This window comes from Acinetobacter sp. IRS14 (assembly GCF_034650275.1).
Lineage (GTDB): Bacteria > Pseudomonadota > Gammaproteobacteria > Pseudomonadales > Moraxellaceae > Acinetobacter > Acinetobacter oleivorans.
Map to the genome: position 1 here is coordinate 68,170 of NZ_JAOVFN010000011.1, position 26,999 is coordinate 95,168.

General features: G+C 37.9%; 22 protein-coding genes. 14 read left to right on the top strand and 8 right to left on the bottom strand.

Annotated elements, in window-relative coordinates; translation table 11 throughout:
- Positions 1-64: 64 nt before the first annotated feature.
- From ODQ17_RS11865 to ODQ17_RS11875, 3 genes are all read right to left on the bottom strand, one after another.
- Positions 65-883: a PhzF family phenazine biosynthesis protein gene (locus ODQ17_RS11865; RefSeq protein WP_322903814.1), complete on the bottom strand. Its 819-nt coding sequence runs from the start codon at positions 881-883 to the stop codon at positions 65-67.
- 149 nt (positions 884-1,032) lie between these two features.
- Positions 1,033-2,427 (bottom strand): L-cystine transporter, encoded by a 1,395-nt coding sequence (locus ODQ17_RS11870; protein WP_005307367.1) that lies wholly within the window; start codon positions 2,425-2,427, stop codon positions 1,033-1,035.
- 208 nt (positions 2,428-2,635) lie between these two features.
- Positions 2,636-3,517: a LysR family transcriptional regulator gene (locus ODQ17_RS11875; RefSeq protein ID WP_322903816.1), complete on the bottom strand. Its 882-nt coding sequence runs from the start codon at positions 3,515-3,517 to the stop codon at positions 2,636-2,638.
- A gap of 48 nt (positions 3,518-3,565) precedes the next feature.
- Here ODQ17_RS11875 and ODQ17_RS11880 point away from each other — a divergent pair, with 48 nt between their 5' ends.
- Together ODQ17_RS11880 and ODQ17_RS11885 are read left to right on the top strand one after the other, a co-directional pair.
- Positions 3,566-4,792 carry a YbfB/YjiJ family MFS transporter gene (locus ODQ17_RS11880; RefSeq protein WP_322903818.1) on the top strand — a complete coding sequence of 409 codons (1,227 nt, stop codon included), beginning with the start codon at positions 3,566-3,568 and terminating at the stop codon, positions 4,790-4,792.
- A complete protein-coding gene (locus tag ODQ17_RS11885; RefSeq protein WP_013197121.1) occupies positions 4,789-4,914 on the top strand; it encodes a hypothetical protein in 126 nt (41 codons plus the stop codon). The genes ODQ17_RS11880 and ODQ17_RS11885 overlap by 4 nt, the downstream gene beginning before the upstream one ends.
- 35 nt (positions 4,915-4,949) lie before the next feature.
- Here ODQ17_RS11885 and icd read toward each other — a convergent pair whose 3' ends face one another.
- Positions 4,950-6,206, bottom strand: coding sequence for an NADP-dependent isocitrate dehydrogenase (icd, locus tag ODQ17_RS11890; protein ID WP_107882855.1), 1,257 nt, complete (start codon positions 6,204-6,206; stop codon positions 4,950-4,952).
- 196 nt (positions 6,207-6,402) lie between these two features.
- On the opposite strand from icd, the gene ODQ17_RS11895 reads away from it, so the two are divergent.
- Positions 6,403-7,191, top strand: a complete 789-nt coding sequence (locus tag ODQ17_RS11895; RefSeq protein ID WP_004790791.1) for an rRNA large subunit pseudouridine synthase E — start codon at positions 6,403-6,405, stop codon at positions 7,189-7,191.
- 117 nt (positions 7,192-7,308) lie between these two features.
- Here ODQ17_RS11895 and ODQ17_RS11900 read toward each other — a convergent pair whose 3' ends face one another.
- Together ODQ17_RS11900 and ODQ17_RS11905 are read right to left on the bottom strand one after the other, a co-directional pair.
- Complete coding sequence (locus ODQ17_RS11900; RefSeq protein WP_322903821.1) at positions 7,309-9,546, bottom strand: NADP-dependent isocitrate dehydrogenase; 2,238 nt, start codon at positions 9,544-9,546, stop codon at positions 7,309-7,311.
- A gap of 398 nt (positions 9,547-9,944) precedes the next feature.
- Complete coding sequence (locus tag ODQ17_RS11905; protein WP_322903823.1) at positions 9,945-11,648, bottom strand: M61 family metallopeptidase; 1,704 nt, start codon at positions 11,646-11,648, stop codon at positions 9,945-9,947.
- A 171-nt stretch (positions 11,649-11,819) separates the two neighbouring features.
- On the opposite strand from ODQ17_RS11905, the gene ODQ17_RS11910 reads away from it, so the two are divergent.
- The 9 genes from ODQ17_RS11910 to ODQ17_RS11950 all read left to right on the top strand — a co-directional run bounded on the left by ODQ17_RS11910 (position 11,820) and on the right by ODQ17_RS11950 (position 22,521).
- A complete protein-coding gene (locus ODQ17_RS11910; protein WP_322903824.1) occupies positions 11,820-13,139 on the top strand; it encodes a D-alanyl-D-alanine carboxypeptidase PBP6B in 1,320 nt (439 codons plus the stop codon).
- Between the two features lie 99 nt (positions 13,140-13,238).
- Positions 13,239-14,525 (top strand): NAD(P)/FAD-dependent oxidoreductase, encoded by a 1,287-nt coding sequence (locus tag ODQ17_RS11915; protein WP_322903826.1) that lies wholly within the window; start codon positions 13,239-13,241, stop codon positions 14,523-14,525.
- 135 nt (positions 14,526-14,660) lie between these two features.
- Positions 14,661-15,143 carry a peptidylprolyl isomerase gene (gene slyD / locus ODQ17_RS11920; RefSeq protein ID WP_005307390.1) on the top strand — a complete coding sequence of 161 codons (483 nt, stop codon included), beginning with the start codon at positions 14,661-14,663 and terminating at the stop codon, positions 15,141-15,143.
- Positions 15,144-15,261: 118 nt separating this feature from the next.
- Positions 15,262-16,704 (top strand): cryptochrome/photolyase family protein, encoded by a 1,443-nt coding sequence (locus ODQ17_RS11925; protein ID WP_322903828.1) that lies wholly within the window; start codon positions 15,262-15,264, stop codon positions 16,702-16,704.
- Between the two features lie 191 nt (positions 16,705-16,895).
- The gene (locus ODQ17_RS11930) at positions 16,896-17,645 is read left to right on the top strand and encodes a hypothetical protein (RefSeq protein WP_151766878.1); all 750 of its coding nucleotides are present in this window, start codon (positions 16,896-16,898) and stop codon (positions 17,643-17,645) included.
- On the top strand, positions 17,645-18,541 hold the full coding sequence (locus ODQ17_RS11935) for a hypothetical protein (protein ID WP_322903831.1): 897 nt from the start codon (positions 17,645-17,647) through the stop codon (positions 18,539-18,541). The genes ODQ17_RS11930 and ODQ17_RS11935 overlap by 1 nt, the downstream gene beginning before the upstream one ends.
- Positions 18,528-19,778 carry a glycosyltransferase family 2 protein gene (locus ODQ17_RS11940; protein WP_005307402.1) on the top strand — a complete coding sequence of 417 codons (1,251 nt, stop codon included), beginning with the start codon at positions 18,528-18,530 and terminating at the stop codon, positions 19,776-19,778. The genes ODQ17_RS11935 and ODQ17_RS11940 overlap by 14 nt, the downstream gene beginning before the upstream one ends.
- Positions 19,779-21,623, top strand: coding sequence for a hypothetical protein (locus ODQ17_RS11945; RefSeq protein ID WP_322903833.1), 1,845 nt, complete (start codon positions 19,779-19,781; stop codon positions 21,621-21,623). It abuts the gene before it with no gap.
- Positions 21,601-22,521, top strand: a complete 921-nt coding sequence (locus ODQ17_RS11950) for a hypothetical protein (RefSeq protein WP_322903835.1) — start codon at positions 21,601-21,603, stop codon at positions 22,519-22,521. The genes ODQ17_RS11945 and ODQ17_RS11950 overlap by 23 nt, the downstream gene beginning before the upstream one ends.
- Here ODQ17_RS11950 and wecB read toward each other — a convergent pair.
- Positions 22,506-23,648: a non-hydrolyzing UDP-N-acetylglucosamine 2-epimerase gene (gene wecB / locus ODQ17_RS11955; RefSeq protein WP_111854457.1), complete on the bottom strand. Its 1,143-nt coding sequence runs from the start codon at positions 23,646-23,648 to the stop codon at positions 22,506-22,508. The two genes, ODQ17_RS11950 and wecB, sit on opposite strands and share 16 nt — an antisense overlap.
- Position 23,649: 1 nt before the next feature.
- Entirely contained in the window at positions 23,650-24,867 is a 1,218-nt protein-coding gene (locus ODQ17_RS11960; protein WP_322903839.1) for a tetratricopeptide repeat protein, read from the bottom strand.
- Between the two features lie 266 nt (positions 24,868-25,133).
- On the opposite strand from ODQ17_RS11960, the gene ODQ17_RS11965 reads away from it, so the two are divergent.
- The gene (locus tag ODQ17_RS11965) at positions 25,134-25,835 is read left to right on the top strand and encodes a VIT1/CCC1 transporter family protein (RefSeq protein ID WP_322903841.1); all 702 of its coding nucleotides are present in this window, start codon (positions 25,134-25,136) and stop codon (positions 25,833-25,835) included.
- Between the two features lie 117 nt (positions 25,836-25,952).
- On the top strand, positions 25,953-26,999 hold the full coding sequence (locus tag ODQ17_RS11970; RefSeq protein ID WP_322903843.1) for an NAD(P)H-dependent flavin oxidoreductase: 1,047 nt from the start codon (positions 25,953-25,955) through the stop codon (positions 26,997-26,999).

Here is a 26,999-nt window from a genome sequence, read left to right on the forward strand (position 1 = left end):
ATTTAAGCTGACATTAATAGTAAAGATTTGAAAAAAAAGCCGTTTATTTAAACGGCCTTATATTTTAAAGAAAAATTTCAGCTTGCATATAAAGTTTTCCATAGCCTGAAATTTCAATACGTTCTTCAGACAGGATATTGCAATATAAAACGCCTCCACGGCTAGAAGCCTGATAAGCCAAAATATTATTTTTGCCCAGTTTTTCTGCCCATAACGGCGCTATTGCAGTATGAACTGAACCTGTAACAGGGTCCTCATTAATACCCGCGACAGGTGCAAAATAACGCGATACACAATCGTATTTCTGGTCTGCTTTTGAGGTAATTGCAATATCCATGTCTTTTGCTGTAATAGCAGTACGCAACTTACCTAAAGTTTTGAGCAAATTCATATCAGGCTGCTCATCCAATACATCTTGCACTGACTCATATTCAACAATATAAGCGTAATCATTTTGATAAACCGCTTTAAAGGGTTTGGTTAATGCTTGACGTAAAACAGCCGGATAATCTTCGACTTGATGAGCTTTACGAATTGGGAAATTCATTCTGATTTTGCCATCTTCATCTTGATGAACGATAAAAAGACCTAAGTTTCGCACATGAAAATTAATGGTCTTTTTATCTGTAAAATCTTTAAATATTACAAAAGCACTTGCAAGAGTCGCATGCCCACAAAAATCAGCTTCAACCGTTGGCGTAAACCAACGAATTTCATAATTTTCAGCGTCTATAATTTTTACAAAAGCCATTTCAGATAAGTTATTTTCAAGTGCTATCTTTTGCATTAAATCTGCATCTAGCCATTCTTTTTCAACAATCACAGCCGCAGGATTGCCGCGAAATAACTCTTTTGTAAAAGCATCGACTTGATACATTTTCATGATAGTGCTCTCTTTTGTAATAGGTCCATTTTCGAAAATTATTTAAAAGAAAAACAGATACAGTTTTTTAAAAATTAACATCACATGGGCAATTTAAGCATATAAAAAAACGGCTCATCCAACGTGGATGAGCCGTTTAATATTAATTCTTAATGATGTTGAGTTAACTCAATTTCATCTTCACTATTTAAGATGTCTTTATCGGTCTGTCCCATAAATTGGCTCGTAACTACGCCCGCAGTCATTGAGCCATTTACGTTTAACGCAGTACGTCCCATATCAATGAGTGGTTCAATTGAAATAAGAAGTGCAACCAAAGTCACAGGTAAGCCCATAGCTGGAAGAACAATCAGTGCAGCAAAAGTCGCACCACCACCTACTCCAGCAACCCCAATTGAACTTAAAGTCACAATACCTACTAACGATGCAATCCACATTGGGTCTAGCGTATTAATTCCCATAGTTGGCGCAACCATGACTGCCAACATTGCTGGGTATAAACCCGCACAACCATTTTGACCAATGGTCGCACCAAAAGAAGCAGAAAAACTTGCAATAGATTCAGGAATACCTAAACGGCGAGTTTGCGTCTCAATGCTCAGTGGAATACTGGCAGCACTTGAACGGCTGGTAAATGCGAAAGTAAGAACAGGAGCAACTTTTTTGAAGAACTTAACTGGAGAAACACCGGTCAGGGTCAAAATAATGGCATGCACGACAAACATGATGGCTAAACCTAAATAAGATGCCACCAAGAAACCGCCTAGATTTAAGATATCTGCAACATTCGAACTTGCCACAACTTTGGTCATGAGGGCAAAAACACCATACGGTGTAAGTGTCATCACTAAACGAACCAGCTTCATTACCCAAGACTGTAACGTCTGAATCGCGGTCAGAATACGCTGGCCTTTCTCTGCATCATCTTTCATTAGGTTAAGCGCAGCTATACCTAAAAAGACAGCAAAAATAACCACACTAATAATTGAAGTTGGGTTTGCACCAGTTAATTCAGCAAATGGATTACTTGGAATAAAGGAAAGAATAAATTGCGGTACACTTAAATCAGTAACTTTGCCTACATAATCTGTATTAATGGCAGTTAAGCGTGCAGTTTCAGCAGCACCTTGCACTAAACCTTTTGCCGTTAAGCCAAATAGGTTAGTAACAAATACACCTACCAGTGCAGCAATCAGAGTTGTAAAGAGTAAAGTGCCGATCGTATAAAAACTGATTTTGCCTAAAGATGAGGCTTGGTGTAATTTTGCAACCGCTCCCAAAATAGACACAAATACCAAAGGCATAACGACCATTTGTAAAAGTTTTACATAGCCATTTCCAACGATATTAAACCAGCTAATAGATTCAGCAAGAATCGGATGGCCACCGCCATAAATCAAATGTAGTCCTAAACCAAACACTACACCTAGAACTAAGCCAGCCAGAACTTTTTTTGATAAGCTCCAGTCTGTTTTACGTGTTTGGGCGAGTAAAAATATTAACCCGACAAAAACCACAATATTGATGATTAAGGGTATATTCATTCCCAAACTCCAAATTATTGCTTGTGTCATCTTTCAAGGGGGCATATTTGACCATAGCCGGCCTATATAAACTACCCTTTTCAACAATTTTATAGCATCAAGATGATTACAAACTTGCGTGAGAATATAAAATGACTTTTAAATACATATATATCACTTTTAACTTATAAATTAAGTGAGATATTTATGTATAAAAATCAGCCTCTACTTAAGCAACCTTTAATTCAAATTGTTGCTCAATAAAATGAATAAATTGCTTTAAATTGGTTCCCCATGTTTCTGGTAACTGGGCAACTAAATATGTAGTGAAAAAAGCAGATTCTGTATTTAATCCAAAACAATTGACTGAAACTTTATCTGCAACTTTTGTGAGATATGATTTCGGTAATAAAGCAAAACCAACACCCAACTCTACACAACTCACGATTCCGTCAAGACTTCCCATTTCCATAATTTGCGAAGGCGGAATACTAAAGTCATTCAAGAAAAGTTCTATAGCATGTCGATATGAACAACCTTGCCGAAAAGCAATAAATCTAGTTTTTGCAAGAGTTGCCTTATCTGGAAAACTCTGTTGTTGCTTAGGACAAACTAAAACCAGCTCTTCATGCCACACAGGAAAACTATATAACTCAGGAATTGAATGTTTAGATGCCACAAAAGCACAGTCCAATTCCCCCTGATGTACCGCATTTAATAAATAACGAGTCGGATGAGTTTGAAGCTCAATAGGCAAAGTAGGATATTGCTGCATAGATTGATTGAGCAACTGTGGCAAACGTATTGCTGCGGTTGTTTCCATGCTGCCCAAACGAATGATTTCATTCGGGTCAATATCACCTTCTTGAAAGATCTTCTTAGCTTTGTCATGCAGTGCAATCATTTGAACAGCGTAACTATGTAGCTGTTGTCCGGCATTCGTTAAAGTCACAGGATTATTACGATTGAATAAAATAACCCCTAACTCTTCTTCAAGTTTTTTTATATGGCTCGTGATATTCGATTGAACCGTATACATTTTTTGTGCAGCCAATGAAAAACTTCCACTCTCTGCAACAGCTAAAAAAAACTCTAGAGACTTAAGCAACATATCACTATCTCAAAATAAGATAACTACCATCATATTAAATCATTTTTAATGATTGATAAACTCGCTTTTAATAATAAAAAAATTGAGCGTCTTCTCATGTCTACATTTTATCGAATGAGCTTAGTTGTCTTTTTGGCAACTTGTTTGGGAATTGGTGTTTTTAGATTTTCCTATACTGCGCTTATGCCCATCATGATCGAGCAGTACCACTGGACCCATGATTTTGCCAGTTACTTAGGCAGCGCAAATTTATTGGGATATCTCATAGGTGCCTTATTAGCGCTATTGAGTATTAAAGAAAAGTTCATTCCATCCATGATCGTACTTTCGACTATAGCTGGCAGCCTCAGCCTACTATGCTGTTCATTCATGGATATGCCTTTGGTGTGGTTCATTTTCTGGCGCACAATTTCAGGTATTGCTGGCGGCTTACTTATGATTTTGGCACCTAGCTTTGCAATGAAATACATTCCCACCACGCAAAGATTAAAAGTTAATTTTTTAGGATTTAGCGGAATTGGTGTGGGGGTTTTATCTGCCACCATTATTATTCCCCTACTTAAAAATATGCCCGTACATTATGTTTGGGATATTTTTGCAGGTATTTCCCTATTAGGAAGCTTAACTCTTTATCGCTTATTAAGTAGCAATACTGCCCAGATGATTAAGCCACCATCTCCTACTCTTCAAGTCTCGCAAAAATCACGTTTGGGCCTTGTCATTATCATTGCCTATATGTGTAGTGCCTTTGCCTATATTCCACATTCTTTGTTTTGGATGGATTATTTATCTGGAACTCTGCATTTTCCCCTACAGCAAAGGAATTTATTTTGGGTTCTCTATGGAATCGGAAGCTGCATTGGTGCATTTGTCGCTTATTGCTTAAGCCGAATGGTGGGATATATACAAGCCATTAAATGGTTATATGGCATTTACTGCCTAGCCGTTGTTTTACCTTTCCTTTCACAGACCACTTCTTTACTAGCTTTGTCTTCGCTTCTGACAGGCTTACTGACTCCCGCAACCGTATTTATTAGTTCTTATAGTCTGCTACAGATTTATGAGCAACGTTATCAAAAGCTTTGGAGCCTTGCCACTATTGGGTTTGCTAGCACTCAGCTTTTAGGTGGGGTGGTCATTAGTACTTTGCATCATTTGCATTGGTCTTATGCCCACCTCTTTCTTTTGGGTGGAATCGTTCTTCTTTTTGCGGTTTGCCTTTTATTTCCTGTACGCCCTTCTTTCACCTCAACTCTCGGAGAAACCAAATCGTGAAAACTCTGCTCTTTCCTTTATTTCTAGTTGCTTTCGTTCTTGTTATTCAAGCCCTAGACCAGAGTTATCAAAAGAAAACTGGTTTTATTAAAACTCCGAAGCATCCCGAATTTATGCAATAAAAAAAGCCCTCAATCGAGGGCTTTTTAATAGAAGACTACTCTCCCATATGTTTGATAATCGCATCACCAAATTCAGAACAACGCAACAAGGTTGCACCCGGCATTAAACGCTCAAAATCATAAGTTACGGTTTTAGCTGCAATCGCTCCAGCAATTCCTTTAATGATCAGGTCTGCAGCTTCTGTCCAGCCCATATCACGTAGCATCATTTCCGCAGAAAGAATAATAGAACCCGGGTTTACTTTATCCTGACCTGCATATTTAGGTGCCGTACCATGCGTTGCTTCATAAACTGCAATTGCACCACCAATATTTGCACCTGGTGCAATACCAATACCGCCTACTTCTGCTGCCAAAGCATCAGAAATATAATCACCATTTAAATTTAAAGTAGCAATAACCGAGTAATCGGCTGGACGCATGAGGATCTGTTGTAAAAATGCATCTGCAATGACATCTTTAATAATGATGTCTTTACCAGTTCTAGGATTTTTAATTTTAACCCATGGACCGCCATCAATTAGTTCTCCACCGAAGCGATCTAGAGCCAATTCATAACCCCATTCTTTAAATGCCCCTTCGGTATATTTCATGATATTACCCTTATGAACTAGCGTCACAGAAGGCTTATCATTTTCGATTGCGAACTGAATGGCTTTACGGACTAAACGCTGTGAACCTTCTTTTGATACAGGTTTAATTCCAATACCACATCCTTCTGGGAAACGGATTTTTGTGACACCCATTTCTTCTTGAAGAAACCTAATCACTTTTTTAGCTTCTTCAGAATCGGCTTTCCATTCAATACCTGCATAGATATCCTCCGAGTTCTCACGGAAAATCACCATATCTGTTAATTCTGGATGCTGAACAGGAGAAGGAACGCCTTCAAACCAACGTACTGGACGTACGCAAACATATAAATCCAATTCTTGGCGTAAGGCAACGTTGAGTGAACGAATGCCTCCACCCACTGGTGTCGTTAACGGACCTTTGATAGATACAACGAATTCACGAAGTGCTTCGAACGTTTCTTCCGGCATGTAGTTGCCATAAATTTTATTGGCTTTTTCACCGCAATACACTTCCATCCATTCGATTGAGCGCTTGCCACCGTAAGCTTTTAAAATAGCAGCATCTACGACTGCTTTCATGGTTGGTGTAATATCCACACCAATACCATCACCTTCAATGAAAGGAATAATTGGATGATTTGGTACGTTCAGTGACAGGTCTGCATTTACTTTAATTTTGTCGCCGTCAGCAGGAACCACGATCTTCTGATAACCCATTGTGTAAATTCTCCCTTTTATAATACTTAATTAACTAAAAATAATTATCGATAAACAATACTTTCAACTTTTATTAACGCATAATAGCTTAATCGAATTTAATTCTTTTTGAGATTTATGTGAGAAATAAGCAAATTTCACACTTAAATATAGCTCAATGTTTTCTCTAGTTATTTGAAAGAAGAAGCCATTTTTTATGAAAATTGTCATTCTCAACAAGCCTTATGACGTTCTCTCCCAGTTTCGTAAAGACGAAGCGCATATGACCGTCTCGGACTTTGTTGATGACCCGACTTTGCGCTTGGCAGGCCGTCTTGATATGGACTCTGAGGGTTTAGTCTTTTTAACCGATCATGGTGGTCTGAACCAGTTCATTACCAATCCTGCAAATAAAAAATACAAAACGTATTTAGTTCAAGTTGATGGCGATGTAACTGAAGAAGCGCTTGAGCAGCTTCGTAAAGGTGTAGAACTTAATGATGGTATGACGCTTCCGGCTACTGCCATTAAAGTAAGTGAACCTGAGTGGTTATGGGAACGTAATCCACCTGTACGTTATCGTGCAAATATTCCAACATCTTGGGTCGAAATTTCAATTTGCGAAGGCCGTAACCGTCAAGTTCGTCGTATGACTTCTGCGGTAGGTTTTCCAACTTTACGTTTAATTCGTACTAAAATTGGTTCAATTGATTTAGTTCAACTCGGTTTAAGACCTGGTGATGTGAAAGAAATTGAGCCTTTGCTTTATCCTGACTTTAAAGATGTTCCTGCGGAAGAGCCTTATCGTTCACGTTCATATGTGAAAAAACCAGGTGGTACTGGCGGCAAACCGATGGTTCGTAAAAACAAAGATGGTTCTGCGAAAAAGTCGGGTACAAAACGTATCTGGCAAATGGATGAAAGTGAAAAGCCACGTCGTAAGACTAATGGTACAACTCGTCCAAATACAAAAGCACCACGTGGTCGCGGACGTAATAGTCGTTAAGATCTAAATTTTCAAAGCTCACTTCGGTGGGCTTTTTTAATGTCATTTATTTTTATAAAAATAAAAAAGCCGGTGTTTATACACCGGCTTTTGAGCTATTCACTAACGAATTAGTAATTAAGCACCAACAGTTGCAAGAGCTGCATTAAATGTAGCACTTGGACGCATTACAGCATCTACTTTTGCTTTATCAATTGCATAGTAACCACCGATGTCAGCTGGCTTACCTTGTACTTGAGCAAGTTCAGCAACAATCTTCGGTTCTTCTTCAGCTAAAGTTTTTGCAAGTGAAGCAAATTTAGCTTTTAACTCAGCATCTTCGTTCTGTGCAGCAAGTGCTTCTGCCCAGTAAAGTGACAAGTAGAAATGGCTACCACGGTTGTCAATCTCACCTGTACGGCGTGATGGAGACTTACCATTATCAAGTAACTTGTCAGTCGCTTCATCAAGAGTCTTCGCAAGTAACTTAGCACGAGCATTATTTTCTTTAATGCCCATTTCTTCTAAAGAAGCTGCTAGAGCAAGGAACTCACCAAGCGAATCCCAACGTAAGTGGTTTTCTTCAACAAGCTGTTGTACGTGTTTTGGTGCTGAACCACCTGCACCAGTCTCGTACATACCACCACCCGCCATAAGCGGAACGATAGATAACATTTTCGCAGAAGTACCAAGTTCCATAATTGGGAACAAGTCAGTTAAGTAGTCACGTAAGATGTTACCAGTCACAGAAATAGTATCTAGACCGCGTACTACACGCTCAAGTGTGTAACGCATTGCACGAACTTGAGACATAATCTGGATATCAAGACCAGTCGTGTCATGATCTTTTAAATACGCTTGTACTTTCTTGATCAATTCATTTTCGTGTGGACGGTACGGGTCAAGCCAGAAGATCGCAGGCATGCCTGAGTTACGTGCACGAGTTACTGCAAGTTTTACCCAGTCACGAATCGGAGCGTCTTTAACCTGACACATACGCCAGATATCGCCTTCTTCAACATTTTGAGTCAATAACACTTCACCAGTGTCAAGATCTGTAATGTTTGCAATACCAGCTTCTGAAATTTCAAAAGTCTTATCGTGAGAACCGTATTCTTCAGCTTTTTGAGCCATCAAGCCAACGTTCGGTACAGTACCCATAGTCTTCGGATCGAAGTTACCATGCCACTTACAGAAGTTGATCATTTCTTGGTAAATACGGGCAAATGTTGATTCTGGCATAACAGCTTTAGCATCATATTGCTTACCATCAGCACCCCACATTTTACCACCCGCACGGATCATTGCTGGCATAGAAGCATCAACGATGATGTCGTTTGGTGAATGGAAGTTAGTGATGCCTTTTGCTGAGTCAACCATTGCAAGTGCAGGACGGTGTTCTTGACAAGCATGTAAGTCTTCAATGATTTCTTCACGTAATGAAGTAGGAAGAGTTTCGATTTTCTCGTATAACCCAGCCATACCGTTATTTACGTTAATGCCTAATTCGTCAAATAACTTACCGTGTTTTTCGAAAGCTTCTTTGTAGTAAATTTTCACACAGTGACCGAAAACGATCGGGTGTGAAACTTTCATCATTGTCGCTTTTACGTGTAGAGAGAATAAAATTCCCGCTTCTTTACAATCATCAAGTTCTTTTTCATAGAAATCACAAAGTGCTTTCTTGCTCATGAACATTGAGTCAATGATTTCGCCTTCTTGAAGCGCAACTTTTGGCTTAAGAACAATGCTCTTACCACTGGTCGTGATAAGTTCCATTTTCACATTACGTGCGCGATCAAGTGTCATTGATTTTTCACCATGGTAGAAGTCACCTTCTTCCATATGTGAAACGTGAGTTTGTGACCACTGTTTCCACTCGCTCATTGAATGAGGGTGTTTTTTCGCATAGTTTTTAACTGCTGCTGGAGCACGGCGGTCAGAGTTACCTTCACGAAGGACAGGGTTTACTGCTGAACCAAGGCACTTACCATAACGAGCTTTGATTGATTTTTCTTCTTCGGTTGCAGGATTTTCCGGATAATCAGGAATTGCATAACCTTTTGATTGAAGCTCTTTGATACATGCAGTTAATTGCGCAACAGACGCACTAATGTTCGGGAGTTTGATAATGTTAGTATCTGGATCTTGTGTAAGACGACCAAGCTCTGCAAGGTTGTCGGATACCTTTTGCTCTTCACTTAGGTAATCAGCGAATTCTGCGAGCACACGTGCAGCTACAGAGATGTCACTTTTAATAATCTCGATGCCAGCTGGCTTAGTAAAGGTCTCAATGATCGGCAGTAGCGAATAGGTCGCCAATAGTGGCGCCTCGTCAGTCAGTGTGTAAATAATAGTTGACTTTTCACCAGCCATATATAGCCCCTTCCGTTTGATTGAGTGTTGAGGACCGAGCTTTTGGCCCAGTGCCTACGAACCGATATGCTTAAATAAAACCCTGAGAGTATCGGCTCTCATTGCCTTCCAGTCAACGAAATATCCAGTGATAACGACATTTCGCAGCGAAATAATACATAATTCAAATATATAGATAATTTTCTGATATCTAAGTCATTGTAATACGCACATTCAGATCACTTTTCAGGCATTAAACATCATTAAATTACATGAGATATCTTTCAGTGTTCTGACAATTATTATACTTTTCATTCAAAATAAACTCAAAGGCAAAACGGATTTCGCCATCTGGAAGTACTTAAAACTAAAAACCGATGTGCAAAACATCGGTTTTTTATAAACTATTTAGCTTTAATCTAAGCTTTTAACCATTTTTCAGTTTTAGCTTGATCTTCAACGATGAGTTCAACTTCGGTTAAATCAGATGTAGCGCAATCGACTTCAAAAGAGATTAACTCATCACGACGGAAAGCAAAGACAGTATAAGTTCCACCCTGCTTTGCATACTTCTCGACAAGCTTAGTGGATGCTTTTAAACCATCAATTGCAATAATCACATCATTAGCAGAAATACCTGCTTTCGCTGCTGCACTATCACGGCGAGCACTTTGCACAAGCACACCTTCTGGCTTATCGACAAGTTTTAAACCTAATGGCAAAGATTTGTCAGTTTTAACTCTATAGCTTAAGCCAAATTCAGGAAACAATTGATCAAGCGGTAATTCATCAGTCGTGTTAATCAGATGATTAATTTGTTCAATCCAATTATCACCCGTCAGTTCTTTACATAAATCAAAAATGGTTCTTTCGTTTACCTGCATACCATTTTGAGTATTTTCATATAATCGACGCATTAAAGCATCAAGACTAGAACCACGTAGACGTAAGCCTAAATCTAGGCACAACGCAACTAAAGCACCCTTATTGTAGTAACTCGTACCCGCGTTATTTGAGTTTTCATCTTGACGATAAAATTTAATCCACGCATCAAAACTTGATTCAGCCACTGTTTGAACAAAACGGCCTGGATTTTGTAAATAGCGATCAATTTGTGCTTTGAGTAAATCAAGATAAGACTTCTGAGAAATTACGCCACTACGCAATAAAATCAGGTCGTCGTAATATGAAGTAAAGCCTTCAAATATCCAAAGTAAAGAGGTATAGCCTTCTTGGTGCAAATTATAATTTGCAAAGTTTTCTGGGCGAATGAACTTTACCAACCATGAATGAAAATATTCGTGACTACATAAGCCTAAAAAGCGTTGATAGTCTTTAGAAGGTTCAGTTGGTTCATTTGATTTTGGCAAATCGTCACGCGGTGTAATCAGACTTGTACTATTACAATGTTCTAATCCACCATAACTATTCCCTGTTGCCATCGTCATAAAGGTATAGTTTTTAAATGGCGCTGAACCGAACATATTTATTTCGGCTGCACAAATCTTTTCAATGTCAGCTTTTAAGCGATCAACATTGGCATTATGTGGGCCAGAAATTACAAACTCATGTTCAATATCATGTGTTTCAAAACTAAAACGTGTTTGATCAGCCAATTCAAACGGGCTATCAATCAATTGATCATAATGATCAGCTTTTAAAGTAAAGCGACCTTTAACTAGACTTTTTGAAGCCAAACCTGTCGCTAGCTGAAAATGTTTTAACTCATCTGGCAAGAAAACTTCGACTTCACAAGCAGACTGTTCTTGGCCTTCTAAAGCTAAACATACGCATGCTGGATTAATATATAAGCGTGTCTGATCAACATATGCACCACGTACAGACAAATCATATGCATATACATCATATTCAATCGTCATTAACTCATGATCGGTATTAAATAAACGCCAACGATTCTTGCTCGTTTTTTTAATATCCAACAGACGTCCAGCTTCATCATAAGCTTTAACGGCTTCAATATGTTTTGAGAACTCTCGAATTAGATAACTACCTGGAATCCACGTTGGCAGCCAAAGTTCCTGATTCGGATTGGCTAAAAAACGAATTGTTACGTGAACAAGGTGTTGTTTGTAATCATCGAACTCAATTTGATAATGCAACATAAATTCTTCAATTTAAAAATAAGAACGGCTTCGCATTAGATTATCACTTTTTTGTATCGTCTTGCGTACATGTATTTTTTGGCAACAATTTCCACTAGCCTTCCATTAAAAAAAGGCATAGCATGCTGTGCATCTGTGTCCCGTATTTGCCAGTAAAAGTTAAGGTCATCCGTGAAATTTTTTCTATCTCTTTTTACCCTCTTCAGTCTTTTCTGCACCACCCTAACCAATGCTGCGCTACTCAATATTGCACCTGAAAGTGTTGAAGCCGCCGCATGGACTATTGTAGATACTCAATCGGGTCAAATCATTGCCGAGCATAATAGCCACGTGCAACGCGCGCCAGCATCTTTAACCAAAATGATGGTTGCCTATATTGCTTTAAAAGAGATTAAAGCTGGAAAGCTGAAAAAAGAAGAAATCATTACTGCAACACCAGTGGTTGGTGTGGTGCAATGGGATGAATCACAAATGTATCTTAAAGCTGGTGAACAAATTTCTGTTGATCAGTTATTAGCAGGTTTAATTGTTATGTCTGCGAATGATGCAGCCGTGACCTTAGCTGAAAAAATTTCTGGTGATGTTCCTCATTTTGTACAACGTATGAATCAGGAAGCTCAGGCTTTGGGTATGAAAGATACCCATTTTAGTAACCCTCCTGGAATTACGATGCCGGATCATTACACTACGGCACATGATTTAAGCTTATTAGGTCAAGCCGTAATTAAAGAAACGCCTGAATATTTGCATTATTCAAAAATGCCAAGCTTTAGCTACAATCAACGTTTTCACCATGCGACTAACCTTGCTTTGAAATATGATCCATCTGTTGATGGTCTAAAAACTGGCTACACTAAAGCAGCGGGCTATAATTTGGCACTCACAGCTTCACGTCCTTCATTTTCATCAGACTTAGCTCAAAGACGTTTATTGGTCATTGTTTTAGGTACACCGAGTGCGGTGAAACGTGCTGAGATTGCAGATAAATTAATGAATCTTGCTTATACCTATACACGTGATGAAGTCATTATTCCTGAGCAAAAATTAATTGCCGAACTGCCTGTTATAAAGTCAACTTTAAAGATGTTTAAGGTAGCGACAAAGCAACCTACGATTGTAACGACTTCTTTATATGCTGACCCAGCACCAATTGACCTAAATAATTTTGATAATATCACTCAGCGCGTTCAAGTACTTGATAGCAACCTGCAACCAAAAGTTATCGCTCCGCTTGAAACAACTCAAACACGTGTAAACATTGAACTCAATGAAAAACAATTAACTGCGCCGTTAATGAAAGTAATGAGCTTAGCCACAGTATCGATTTATCAAAATAATCAACTGATCCGTAGTCTTCAAATCGAAGATAACGTACATATTGAAGAAGCCAATATTTTCCAAAAAATTGCAATGTGGTTTTCTAGCCTCTTCTCTATTTTTTCATCAAGTGAACATAGTGCTGCAAAACTCTACCCTGTAGATTCGCACTAAAAACATCAAATTGTGCACAGACGCACAATAAATTTTATAAATAAAAGATGGCATAATTTAGCCATCTTTTTTTATAGAAAAATAATTAGGTGAAAAAAAATGGCCCAAAATTTACATCATATTGTAATTGTTGGTGGTGGTGCTGGTGGCTTAGAACTGGCAACACAACTCGGTGAAACTTTTGGGAAAAATCGTAAAGCAAAGATTACATTGGTTGACCAAAACCTCACTCATATTTGGAAACCCTTGCTTCACGAAATCGCTGCTGGTTCTTTAAATCCACACGAAGAACAAACTAACTATTTTGCACATTCAGAAAAACATCATTATGAATTTGTGCTAGGAACATTAATTGGAATCAATAAAGATAAAAAATTAATTGAACTAATGCCTCCTCAAGTGTCTAAGGATCAACAGAATCATCCGCAAGAGCTCAGTTATGACACACTTATTTTAGCGCTTGGCTCAGTATCAAATGACTTTAATACCACGGGTGTACGTGAAAACTGTCATTTCCTCGACAGCAGAAAACAAGCCGATGTTTTCCAGCAAGATTTATTACATCTTTATATTGAAGCTCAAAATCAACCTAATCAACGGACTTTAAATATTGGAATCGTTGGTGCGGGGGCAACAGGTGTAGAGCTTGCAGCCGAGTTAATTGAAACAACCAAAAACTTTTATCGATATGGCTTAAAGAAAATTCACCCTAACCAAGTCAAAATTACTCTCATTGAAGCCTCTGAGCGCATTTTACCTGCTCTGACGGATAAAACTGCTGAACATAGTGCCGAGCAACTCAGAAAAATGGGCGTTGAAATTTTAACTCAACACCGCGTTGAAAAAATTGATAAGCATTGCATCTACTTTAGTAATGGCAACCAACTCAAAAGTGATATTACCGTTTGGGCAGCAGGCGTAAAGGCACCTAAGGTACTAGAAAGTTTTACAGATTTTAAACGCGATAACATTAACCGCTTAATGGTCTATGCAACCCTGCAAACCTATTCTGATCCAAATGTATTTGCGTTTGGTGATTGTGCTCATTGCCAACTTGATGCACGAAACCCTCCACTTGGTCCGCGTGCTCAAGTTGCCAGCCAACAAGCAAGCTTTTTAGTTGATGCTATGGCTGCCAGACTTAATGGCCGTTCACAGCCAATGTTCACTTTTAATGACAAAGGTTCACTTGTGTCTTTAAGTCGTAATAAAGCCGTTGGAGAATTACTTGGCGATGTAAGTGTGCAAGGTTATATTGCAAAAACCATGTACGTATCTTTGTATCGTTTACATCAAGCAACGATTCATGGATACACTCAAGCTGGACTACTCACAATGAAAGATTTACTTACAAGACGTGTACGTCCAAAAATTAAGCTGTATTAAGTTGAATTTTTTAAGTTCGTCCCTATTTATATAAAAACGCATTAGAAAAAGTGCCAAAGATTAAGATTTTGTAGTCTACAAAATTTATTTTTCACTTTATGATGTACGCTTCAATTGATTGAATGGATCAAAAACATGACTGCTATTGCAAATAACCACGTGGTTTCATTCCACTACAAATTAACAAACGCTGAGGGTGAAACACTTGATCAATCTCAAGGCGAACCACTTGCCTATTTGCACGGTGCAGGCAATATCATTCCTGGTCTTGAAAATGCATTAGAAGGTAAAACTGTTGGTGACAAATTTACTGTTAATGTACCAGCAGCTGAAGGTTATGGCGAATACAACCCAGACCTAGTACAAGAAGTTCCAGCTCAAATGTTCCAAGGTGTTGAAAACATTCAACCTGGTATGCAATTCCAAGCTCAAACAGATGACGGCGTTCAGATCGTAACTGTTAAAGCTGTTGAAGGCGACAACGTTGTTGTAGATGCTAACTTCCCACTTGCTGGTCAAGATTTAACTTTTGAAGTTGAAATCGTAGAAATCCGTGAAGCTTCTGAAGAAGAATTAGATCACGGTCACGTACACGGTGCAGGTGGTCACCACCACTAATTCATCTTTAGATGAAGATAAGAGCAAAGCTTCGGCTTTGCTTTTTTTATGTATTTATTTTTATATAATATCTTGATAATAAACCTCTAACTCACTCAACTTTATAAGGGTATCTTTCATGTCAAACGTAAATCAGCTGATTTGGTTTCGTCAGGATTTGAGAGTTCGAGACCATGCTGCTTTATGGCATGCTTGCCAGCAAGGACCTTCAATTGGGTTAGTTATTTTGTCGCCTGAACAATGGAAAATACATCACGATGCACCTATAAAAATTAATTTCTATTTACATCAGCTTCAACAACTTAAAAAAGAATTAGAACAGCTTAATATTCCACTGATCATTCAAGTCATTCCCTACTGGAAAGATATTGCAGAGTATATTTGCGAACTCACACATCAACTTCATATCGAAAATGTTTACTCAAATATAGAAGTAGGTGTGAATGAGTTAAAAAGAGATAAAACTGTACAGCAGGCTTTAAATCAACAAGGTAAAGAACTTTTTTTATTTCATGACCGTACGATTTTTCCTTTACGTTCTATTCGCAACCAGTCACAGCAACCATATCAAGTTTTCGGCGCATTTAAAAAAGCATGTTATTCGAAACTAGATATCAGTGGTTTGCCTCAGTGCTATCCAATTCCTGAAAAGCAAAAATCTATCCCAGAGTCTGATTCAAATATAAAAAGTTTAAGTCTAGAAAATTTAGAAGCTTTTTTTGACTCATCTATTTCTAAAGACCAACAAAACTTATGGCCGACTGGAGAAGATTTTGCTTTGGAGCAGCTCGACATATTTATTGAAGATCATTTATGTGATTATAAATTAGAACGTGACTTTCCAAATGTAAAAGGAACTAGCCAACTTTCCCCCTATTTAAATCTTGGAATTTTGTCTATTCGTCAATGTTTACAAGCCCTTTTCCGAACTGAACATGGCAACTTCCATATTGCAAACGAAGGTCAGCAGACTTGGTTAGATGAACTACTTTGGCGAGAATTTTATCAGCATATTTTATTTGATTTTCCACATGTGTCTAAACATATTCCGTTTAAAAAAGATACTCAGAAAATTAAATGGAATCATAATCCAGAGCACCTAACCGCATGGCAAACTGGCCAAACAGGTATACCAATTATTGATGCTGGCATGCGTCAACTTCTAAAAACGGGCTGGATGCATAATCGAGTCCGCATGATTACCGCTATGTTTTTATGTAAAAACCTACTCATCGATTGGCGAATCGGTGAACAATGGTTTATGGAACACTTAATTGATGGTGATTTAGCAGCGAATAATGGTGGTTGGCAATGGTGTGCATCAACTGGAACTGATGCAGTACCCTATTTCCGAATTTTTAACCCTATTGCTCAATCTAAGAAATTTGATCCAAACGGAGACTATATTCGTCAATGGGTAAATGAGTTAGCCCATCTAGACAATAAAGTGATTCATGAACCCTACTCAAGTAAAACTCCGCTTCAGTTGAATTATCCGAAGCCAATTGTTGATTTGAAAGAAACTCGTCTGAAAGCAATTGAAACTTTCAAGAGTATTTAGATAAGACTTGCGTCTTATCTGTTTATTTTTGATTAAAAAAATACGAGAAATTTGACTATATTGTGACTTTACTCTAAAAATAATACTAAAAGGATTTATAAAAGGACAAACACAACAATAAATTCAAAAAGCATCACAGCTCATTATAAAAGTATAAAAATTAACATTACAAGAAGGTAGTCATAGCTCGCATGCAACAGCAACAGAAGAACCCTGGAAGAACACTCGTCTTATGGATTATCGCAGCTCATCTATTTATGGGGATGGTGGCATATGAGTGGCTGCCTGTAAGTTTTAGAGGAAGCTGGATTTTTATTCTTATTCTTTTAATTTCTGGGGCTTTTTTAGAAGTTGGCGCATCTTTAATTGTTGGTTTACTCGCTTTTATAGGTGTTGCAGTATATTTTCTACTCGACCTAGGGGCACAAACACATATTGAACGTCAGCTCCTTTTACTTTTTATTATCCCTCTTATTCCTCTTTTTCTTAGTGCTGTACGCCACAATATTGAAATTAACGTTCAAAAATACCGTGATATACAAAGTTATGATCGAAATTATCGTCGTGATATTTTCCCGCTTAGCGCACTTAAGTATTTTCAACGTAGTTTCTTTAAACTTCTTGATCATCACCATATACAAGATTATGAAGTCTTTGAAATCAGGATTCTCAACCGAAGCTTAATTAAAGAAATGTTAGGCGATGATGTATGGAAAACAACTCAAAATGAAATGATTAAAATTTTGAGTCAGCATCATCCACAAGAAATTGTCTTCCAGTTTGCTGATGATGATCTAGAAACGATATACAGTATTGTTATTCGCAAACAAAAAACAGAAGAAGAACCTGAATTTATTAAAAAGCTAAGAGAGATTATGACTTTGCGGCTTGAAGTCGAATATAAAGTTATTCAGATTCCACCTGAAGAGGAGATTACTTAATGTCTAATCTTCTTAATATTTGTGGAATTATTATCGCCTCTAGTCAATATCCAGATGGCACTTTGCAGCAGTTCTATCGTCAATATTATCATTGTGAAATTAAATCTGAACAAACAAAAACTGAAGTTCAAAGTATTAATGACCTTTCCATGTTTTTCCCGTCACAGGACACATGGTGGCCTATTTTTACAATTGATCAAATCAGTTCCGATAGCTTTCAAGGACTTATTCATAAAGGAATAAAGCCGGGCATCATATTACCGGATGAAGTTTTTAGCTTTTCTCACTATTTCTTATTAAAAGAAGCGGTGAGCCAAGGTGCTATTCCTATTGCTCTTTTTAAATCTGAACAACCCCAATATTTTGCTGCCAAAGCTACATTTTCAACTGCAATTGGCTTGCGACCTATGGCTGCTTTTGTTTCAACAGGTTGGGATGAAAACTTAATTTCCCAGACCGCTGGCAGCTATATTGTTAAGTTTAATCCAAAGGAACTTCCTCTACCCTCCAGAGAAATTAAACAAAAGCAGCACTTATTTTATTCAGCCAAAAATTTTAATGGTCATGTTTCAGGTTATGAAATCATTATTAACCCTCCTGCTGATCTTCCGACCACAAATATTCGATACCCTCAACTCGGTATTTCATGGAAATTTAATAATATTAAATACATCAGCACGCCTGATCATGTAAACACTAGTTTTTTTGGGTATATTTTTATTGGTTTAAGCACAGTTGTAGTTCCACTCGATCTTATTTTAACCACAACCTATCCTGACCTACTTGGTACTTTCGGCAGCTATATTTCTTGGATCTCCTTGGTCATCGGGGTGATTTTATTGTTATTGCTGATCTCATCTATTATTAGGAGGGTTAAATCAAATGGCTCCCATTGATATTCTCTTCCTATTTGGTTTTTTAGGCATCTGGATTCCTCAAGCATTTTGGGCATGGCTAAGTTATCAGGCTTGGAAATACTCAAAAACAGCAGAAAAAGAGTTACAGAACCTACCCGTACCCGATAGATGGCCCGTTTTGAGTGTTTTGATTCCTGCCTATAATGAAGGCGTAGTCATTGAAGATACTTTACATGCAATCGCGCAACAGGATTATCCAGCCGAAGCATATGAAGTTTTGCTGATTAATGATGGTTCTAAAGATAACACCCTAGAAATCGCCGAAAATCTAGCGCAGATTTATCCTTGCATAAAAATTGTCAACGTTCCTAAAGGAATGGGAGGCAAAGGTAAATCTAGAACACTAAATAATGGCCTCCCCCATGCCAAAGGTGAACTCATTGTTGTTTATGATGCAGACAGTACACCTGAACCCGACTGCGTAAGGTTATTAGCTCAAACACTACTTGCAGATAAAAAATTAGTAGCTGTAAATGGCAAAGTAAGAACCCGTAATTGGCAAGATAGTATTCTGACTCGATTTATTGCCATTGAGTTCATATTTTTCCAATGGATTTTTCAGGGCGGTCGTTGGCAACGTTTTGAACTATCAACATTAATGGGTACCAACTATGTCATTTGGCGTGATGCATTAGAAACCTTAGGTGGTTTTGATGAGAAATCATTGGTCGATGACACTGAAATGAGCTTCCGAATTTTTATCGGTCAGAAACGAATTAAATGGGTTCCCTACGCAATTGGTTGGCAACAAGATCCGCCATCTTTAAGTGTGTTTGTTAAACAGCGCTCACGTTGGACTCAGGGTAATTTTTATGTGACTCGTAAATATTTACCCGTAGCGTTAAGAACCCCATTTCCTATTGGAATTGAAATTCTAAATAACATTATGTGCTACATACTTTTCGTACCTGCTTTATTCTGGAGTCATATTACCTTGACGCTTGGGTTACTAGGTATCGCAGGCATTTCAGTTCCAGGCCCCTTCACATTACTGTGGGGCCTCTCGTTTTGCCTATATGTCGCACAAATGTGGTTTACCCTTTCACTCGAAAAAGTTAAACCAGAACTCTATTTTTACTCTGTTTTATCTTATGTAAGTTACTCACAAATATTTCTATTTATTGTTTTTAAAGCCGCATATGACATGCTTAAAAATAAAATACAGGGCAACTCCCTTCAATGGTACAAAACGGAACGTAGCAAGGAGAAAAAATAAATGAAAAAGACTTTTGATCTCTACAAAACAGCTCAAGTGCTCCTTGCCAGCACCAGTCTTATGCTCGCCATGTCTGCTCATGCGTACATATGGAAACTCGACGATATTAGTACTTCAACTAAATATACGGTCGAGCCTCATTTTTTCTATATTGGAAAAGGTGCCCAGTGGCAAAACATTCAATTTTCAAGTGATTATTCCACTGAAAGTGATACAACTTTACTCGTAAAATATGATGATAAACTCATTTATAACACTACACTGAGTGGGGACGGTCAATTCAAATTTGATATCCCAACAAGTCAGAGTGGCTTTCATCGTTTAGATTTTATTATTCAACAGTATGCTAAACCGACTACGCTGAATCAAACTAAAGAAACATTCTGTACAGAAGATATTGATCACTTAACTTATTTAAGCAATTCCCAACTCGACTTTACGCCTATCCGTAATATATACCGTTTAAAAGACTTACCAGATGCTTTAGCTAATCCACAAGCGAGACGGCCTACTCCGTTTGTTGGTATTTTAAAATATAATCGTAAAGAGATTATAGAAGCTTCTATGCTCGCTAGATTAGCAAGTTCATGGACTTCAATCACACCAATTGAATGGGTTGATTCAGGACAAACTAATTTAAATGATGAAACAAATTTCATTATTGAAGTGATTCGCTCAGCTACACCACTCAAAGGGGGTGCTTTAGTACAAATTGCAAAACCAGCAGATGGAGTGGCTACTCTTTCAATTACTTATCACACACCACAAGAACTTACTGCTGCCATAAATGGACTAATCAACCCCTCGTATGTAGAGCAACTTGATACAGGAAGTGCAATTTTCCCTACTACAATCTCTACCCCAACTTGGGCACAATTTAAAAAAATCAATACACTTGCCGATTTAGGCATTGAAGACTTCAGATTAAATCACGCTGAAAAGAATTTATTCCTTGATTTCCCAGCAGTATGGCAACCAACTGATATCTTGCAAGGGCAAATTGCACTACGTATTCAAAGTGGTCTATTGCAAGGTTCAAATATTACGGCTTGGATTGATGGCGGACTTGCAGGCAGCATGAAAACAGCTGACCTTGCTTCCGATCCCGTCAACCGACAATTCAACATTTTTGCCAAAGCTATTTCTAATACGACCAATTTTAATTTAAAGCTAGAAAACTCAGTCATTGCTAATTCACAGTGTTTACCCACTGCACATGGTTCGCTCTGGATTGATACAGCTAAATCTACCCTAAAGTTACCCCATAAACTCAAAAATGGCGTAGCCGCAATTTCAATGACTTTAGCAACGACTCCGACAATTGCAATTGATAATCAATCTGGTGCATTAAATATCGCGATTGTATTAGGCCAAACTGCGAAAAAAATGCTTTTAACACAAGGACCAATGCCGCTTAACCTAGTCCGTTATTCGCCAAGTGCTCCACAAGCAATAAATGTTCGTGTGAATAAAGATATTTATCAACAACAGGTATTAATGCATCAAGATACTATTTATGCGCCTGCTGCTGTTAATGGTTTTATTGTGAGTTATAACAATAATCGCTTTGACGTGATTACCGACTCACAAGGTGGAGCACAAGCTTTCATGCACCTGTGGGAAAAAATACAACATAAAATTCCAAATAACGTGACAAAAATGCTCGTTTCAGAAAATGGAAATATTTATGTTTTACAAAAACTTATTGTCGGAAATCAAAAAGCACCTTTAGTTCAACAATCTTCTTTCTTCTTATTAGTTGTGATTATCTCTGCAATCATGATAATAATTATCTTCTTGTGGTACTGGTTAAGACGAAATAATGAAAAAACAGATACCAATTAAAATAGCTGCTTTTATTATTTTAATTATTTGTAGTGTTATCGCTTATGCGGGGTTGTTCAAACATCAAAGACAAGCCCCGCATATTGAAGGAATTTTCTGGCAGCCCGACAATAACACTACTCCACCAGAGGGAAACTGGCACTATTTAGGTGTTGATACATTTGTTCCCCAATGGTCTGTTGTTGAGTCTAAATCATGGTGGAAAGAATCAAATTTTCCTCAATGGGAAAAAGCAATTAATTTAGAAAAAATTAAACAAGAGCCTTGGGCTAAAAATCTAATATTGGGTTTAGCCGGCGAATATAATGAACCTAAAGCTCGGGCAAATGTCACTGAGTTAGGGGAAAAGTCTGCTGAAATTATAAAAGAGCAAAAAACTGCACCTAAAGGTTATTATTTTCCAGTGGAAGCAGATCCGACTTGGTTAAGAGTAAGTGCTTTAGGTCAGGTTTTAAATAAACTTCCAGTACCAGTTTGGGTGAGTATTTATAGTGGTGAAACCGAACCCGAACATTATGATTTATGGGTTAAAAGCTGGTTACCAGAACATAACGGCGTTTTCTTCCAAGACGGAGTTGGCGTAGGTGTACGTTCTCCGCAGCAAGCTAAACATATTTTAGATCAACTTGAACAAAAGCTTGGAAAAGATAAAGTAATTATAGTACTAGAAGCCTTTAGAGTTAAAAAGAATGGGCAATTTAGAGCTGCATATCCGTGGGAAATTATTTCTCAACTAAAAGCATATGAAGGAAAAACTGTCTATATTTTTGATGGACCACATTACATGAGCCGCTGGTGCGTCAATATTGTGAGCTTGTGGTATCGCCTCACTTATGGTGGTGTTAATAAAGCCATAAGTGAGAAGAAATTCTTAACTCATAATTATGCCAATTCATAAGATTTAGCAATTTGATCGAGAATACGTTGAGCTGCTTGCCCATCACCGAATGGATTTTCTACATGTGCCATTTTTTCATAGTGCTGTTGGTCGGTGAGTAGCTTTTCAGCTTCTTCAATAATTTTTTGTTGGTTTGTCCCTACCAAAACGCCGGCCCCTACTTCAACAACTTCAGGTCGTTCTGTGGTATCTCGTAAGATTAAAACTGGCTTATTAAATGATGGACTCTCTTCTTGTAACCCACCTGAGTCCGTCAAAATAAAAGTAGATCGGTCTATAACTGCCAATAAACTAGGATAGTCTAATGGTTTAACTAAATGGATTTGCGGATGGTCTTTAAACTTATCATGAACCACATCATGTACTGCTGGGTTTAAATGGACTGGCCAAATAAAATGTAAATCAGGATGGTCGTGGGCTAAGTGCTCAACGGCATTACAAATATTTTGAATTCCTCCGCCAAAGTTTTCACGACGATGCGCAGTAATAAGCACAACTTTATCATCTTGCTTTAATTGAATTCCATAAGGTTCAAGCTGGTTCTTCAAATCAGATTTTTCAGAAATTAATTTACGTCCTAAATACACCGCATCAACAACGGTATTGCCTGTAACTGTAATGAGTTCTAATGGAATTTGTTCATTGAGTAAATTTCTTTTTGATTGTTCTGTCGGAGCAAAATGCCATTTGGTAATACGTGACACTAACTGACGATTTCCCTCTTCTGGAAAAGGATGATCCAAATCATAAGAGCGTAAACCAGCTTCCACATGTGCTACAGGAACTTTCATTGAAAACGCGACTAAGCCAGCTGCTAAAACAGTTGTTGTATCTCCTTGAATAACAATTGCATCTCTTTTTTGCCCATCAGTGTATACATTCTCGATTTGGCTCAAACCGTGTATGAGTAGCTGATTTAAACTTTGTCCCGCATTCATAATTTTAAGACGATGGTCAATTTCAACCCCAAAGAAATCTATCGCATCTCTTACTAATTCATCGTGTTGTCCAGTAAAAATCACCTCAACTTGAAAACGAGGATCTTGCTTTGCCAATAAAATAACAGGGGCAAGTTTGATTAATTCAGGACGAGTTCCAAATACAATAGATATAAAAATTTTCTTCATTTTAGAAATCCTTATAAAAGACGAGTTCCACTCGGGTATTGTTGTAATGATCTTTTGTATTTACTGGCACATCTTTAAAGTAATTGCCATATAGTCGCTCAACACGTAGTTTTATCGGCTGATAATTAAAAGGCTGCCATGAAATACCGGGGCCATATTCAAATAAATTGTTGTAATACTCATCTTTACTGTCAGCTAAGCCATGCAATTTCAAATAAGCCTGTACAGTTCCGTTCTCGCCTTTATAGACATTCAAGCCCGTACGTAAGCGTAAATCGCCAATAACGTTATAATCTTCTCTAGAATACGTTGCTGCATTACCATATAAATCAGTGAAGTAATCATTAAAGCAAAGTGAATGATTACAATTATTTTGAGAGTACCATTCTTGATAACCTGTCACCCCACCGACAACACTTTCACGAAATTTATCTCTATTTCGATCAATCAGATCGTAACTTCCCCCCACTTCTAAATACATTCGCACAGGTATAGATGTCCAAGGTTGATAATTAGCGCCCACACCTAGAGTCACTGCATTTTCATCAATAATTTCAGGTCGTACCCCGCCCTGAGATTGGGTATCACGGTTTAGGTTTAAAAAGCCATACACTTGTGCTCGACCATTATCAAGATTCCTACCATAGCGAGCTTTAAATGGAAAAATCACATCGTCGTAACGTGACTCATATGAAGGTGCAAAATACACATCACGGAAATAAGTTTTGACTTCCCCTCCACTTAAATTCTTTACGGCCTGTGTCGCTTTGTTGGCAATATCGGCATCTTTAGATTGCGTAAGCTCCTTAAAAACTACCAAAGCTTCTTTATTATTTTTTTGAGAGTTAAGTAAATAGGCTTCTTGGAGTTTTAAATTATCATCTGCTGGGTCTAATGCCTCTGCTTTTCTTAAACTTTGCAAAGCTGCTTCCTGTTTGCCTATTCTAATCTGCAAATAAGTTAAGCTTTTCCAAACTTTAATATCTTGAGGTGTCATTTCGCCCAGTTCTAATAATAACTTCTCGGCATTTTCCGGTTGAGTCTTCTCAATTTTATAAAATTGGTCCCATTTATCATAAATCGGATTACCTGGTTTATATTCTTGATTCACAATCTCTTGGGCAAATGTAGTCTCTATGCTTAAGAGGCCTAAAGCTGGGCAGATCGAACCAATAACGATAAAGGAACGGGTTAGAGATTTTATTGTTTTGTTATTCATTGAGACCTCTAGAGTAAAGTGAATAGAATGTTTGCGCAGAAGTAAGGTTAAAATTTAATCAATAAATATTATAATTAAACTCATAAATTACACTATTTGGGCAAGTAGGCTAGGTTCCATAAGTTGTTCATTTTATCTCCTTTTATATTATGTTTTGAAAAGTAGTTATCTGATTGTTTTTCCTATAATGACACATTTTTTAATCGTATTATTGTAAATAATCTTATAGGATAAGATAAAAATTTATAACTAAAAAAGGTAAAGTCATGTCCTTTTCCCAACACCCCGAACATCATTTTATTCACCGCTCAGGTTGGTTAAGGGCTGCCGTTTTAGGTGCTAATGACGGAATTATTTCTGTTACTAGTCTTATCATGGGAATGGCTGCAAGTGGAGCCACTGCTCATACGCTTCTTATTACCTGTATTGCTGGTTTAATTTCTGGCGCCACCTCTATGGCAGCCGGAGAATATATTTCTGTAAAATCACAAGAAGATATTGAAAAAGCAGACTTAAAATTTGAGGCACAAGAACTCAAAAAACATCCGCAGCGTGAATTGGATGAGCTCACCCAAATTTATATAGCCAGAGGCTTAGCACCAGATTTAGCTCGACAAGTTGCGACTGAACTTACAAATCATGATGCCTTGGGTGCTCACGCACGTGATGAAATTGGCATTCATGAAAATACAGCAGCAAATCCTATTCAAGCTGCATTAGCTTCAGCTGGCTCATTTTCATTTGGGGCATTGTTTCCTATGCTCGCTATTTTACTCAGCCCTGATATATGGATCGAAAAAACAGTTCTAATATTTGGCATTATTTCATTAGCTTTTTTAGGAGCACTATCAAGTCATTTCGCAGGTACTTCTAAGCTGAAAGGAAGTTTACGCATTACCTTGTGGGGAATTTTAGCAATGGCTTTTTCAAGCTGGATCGGATCTTTGTTTCATGTTACTCCACTTTAAAAAACCAGAACTTTTAAATATTTAAAAACTAAATATTTAAAAACTAAATGCCCAATATTATTTGCTCTTGGTTCTGATTTCACGTTATGGTGAAGAGAAAGAAATGAGGTGAATAAAATGACCCTGTTACAACAACTTGAAATTAAACATCCTATTTTTCTTGCCCCTATGGCGGGTGTGTCTACCCCAGAACTTGCCGCAGAAGTTTCTAATCAGGGTGGTCTTGGGTCATTAGGGCTTGGAGCAAATACGGCGCAGAGTGCTCGAGAACAAATTTTAAAAACCCAAACACTTACAGAAAAATCATTTCAGGTTAATTTTTTCTGCCATCAGCCCGAACAACTTAATCCTCAAACCTCAGCACAATGGATTGAATATTTACGTCCACAGTTTGAAAAGTTCGGAGAACAGCCTCCTCAAAACTTAAACTGTATTTATCCAAGTTTTCTTGATAACGATGATTTTCTAAATGTCGTATTAGAAACCAAACCTAAAGCGGTCAGTTTTCATTTTGGCATTCCCCATCCCCATCAAATTCAGGCATTAAAAGATGCCGGAATTATCACTATGGTTTCTGCTACTAATCTAGTTGAAGCACAAGCCATTGAAGCGGCTGGTATAGATATTATTATTGCTCAAGGTATTGAGGCTGGTGGACACCGTGGAATCTTTAATAAGACTTTTGATGCAGCAATTAAAACGAGTGATTTAGTACATCTGATTGTCAAACATTGCAAACGACCTGTGGTAGCCGCTGGTGGCATTATGAACGGCGCACAAGCACGACATATGTTGAGCTTGGGGGCTACAGCTGTTCAACTCGGAACTGCTTTTGTTCAATGTCCATCTTCAAATGCATCTACCGAGTACCGTAAAGCTTTATTTAATGAGCCTGTGACGCAAATTAGTGCCAGTCTTTCTGGACGTCCGGCCCGTGGATTGCTCAATCATTGGCACACACAAATTGATTTACCTAATCGCCCTCCTCAACCCGAATATCCCTATACCTATGATTTAGCCAAGCAACTCAATTCAATTGCAAGTAAGAATAAAGACTATGGCTTCGGTGCTTTTTGGGCGGGTAGTAATGTCTCACAAATACGTGAATTAGCTGCTGCCGATTTAGTTAATCAGTTAGTGGTAGAAATGCTAGAAGATGAGTAA

Bases quoted from the DNA above. Each gene is read 5' to 3' on its own strand.
- ODQ17_RS11865 (WP_322903814.1), bottom strand. From the start codon at position 883: ATGAAAATGTATCAAGTCGATGCTTTTACAAAAGAGTTATTTCGCGGC.
- ODQ17_RS11870 (WP_005307367.1), bottom strand. From the start codon at position 2,427: ATGAATATACCCTTAATCATCAATATTGTGGTTTTTGTCGGGTTAATA.
- ODQ17_RS11875 (WP_322903816.1), bottom strand. From the start codon at position 3,517: ATGTTGCTTAAGTCTCTAGAGTTTTTTTTAGCTGTTGCAGAGAGTGGA.
- ODQ17_RS11880 (WP_322903818.1), top strand. From the start codon at position 3,566: ATGATTGATAAACTCGCTTTTAATAATAAAAAAATTGAGCGTCTTCTC.
- icd (WP_107882855.1), bottom strand. From the start codon at position 6,206: ATGGGTTATCAGAAGATCGTGGTTCCTGCTGACGGCGACAAAATTAAA.
- ODQ17_RS11895 (WP_004790791.1), top strand. From the start codon at position 6,403: ATGAAAATTGTCATTCTCAACAAGCCTTATGACGTTCTCTCCCAGTTT.
- ODQ17_RS11900 (WP_322903821.1), bottom strand. From the start codon at position 9,546: ATGGCTGGTGAAAAGTCAACTATTATTTACACACTGACTGACGAGGCG.
- ODQ17_RS11905 (WP_322903823.1), bottom strand. From the start codon at position 11,648: ATGTTGCATTATCAAATTGAGTTCGATGATTACAAACAACACCTTGTT.
- ODQ17_RS11915 (WP_322903826.1), top strand. From the start codon at position 13,239: ATGGCCCAAAATTTACATCATATTGTAATTGTTGGTGGTGGTGCTGGT.
- slyD (WP_005307390.1), top strand. From the start codon at position 14,661: ATGACTGCTATTGCAAATAACCACGTGGTTTCATTCCACTACAAATTA.
- ODQ17_RS11925 (WP_322903828.1), top strand. From the start codon at position 15,262: ATGTCAAACGTAAATCAGCTGATTTGGTTTCGTCAGGATTTGAGAGTT.
- ODQ17_RS11930 (WP_151766878.1), top strand. From the start codon at position 16,896: ATGCAACAGCAACAGAAGAACCCTGGAAGAACACTCGTCTTATGGATT.
- ODQ17_RS11935 (WP_322903831.1), top strand. From the start codon at position 17,645: ATGTCTAATCTTCTTAATATTTGTGGAATTATTATCGCCTCTAGTCAA.
- ODQ17_RS11940 (WP_005307402.1), top strand. From the start codon at position 18,528: ATGGCTCCCATTGATATTCTCTTCCTATTTGGTTTTTTAGGCATCTGG.
- ODQ17_RS11945 (WP_322903833.1), top strand. From the start codon at position 19,779: ATGAAAAAGACTTTTGATCTCTACAAAACAGCTCAAGTGCTCCTTGCC.
- ODQ17_RS11950 (WP_322903835.1), top strand. From the start codon at position 21,601: ATGAAAAAACAGATACCAATTAAAATAGCTGCTTTTATTATTTTAATT.
- wecB (WP_111854457.1), bottom strand. From the start codon at position 23,648: ATGAAGAAAATTTTTATATCTATTGTATTTGGAACTCGTCCTGAATTA.
- ODQ17_RS11960 (WP_322903839.1), bottom strand. From the start codon at position 24,867: ATGAATAACAAAACAATAAAATCTCTAACCCGTTCCTTTATCGTTATT.
- ODQ17_RS11965 (WP_322903841.1), top strand. From the start codon at position 25,134: ATGTCCTTTTCCCAACACCCCGAACATCATTTTATTCACCGCTCAGGT.
- ODQ17_RS11970 (WP_322903843.1), top strand. From the start codon at position 25,953: ATGACCCTGTTACAACAACTTGAAATTAAACATCCTATTTTTCTTGCC.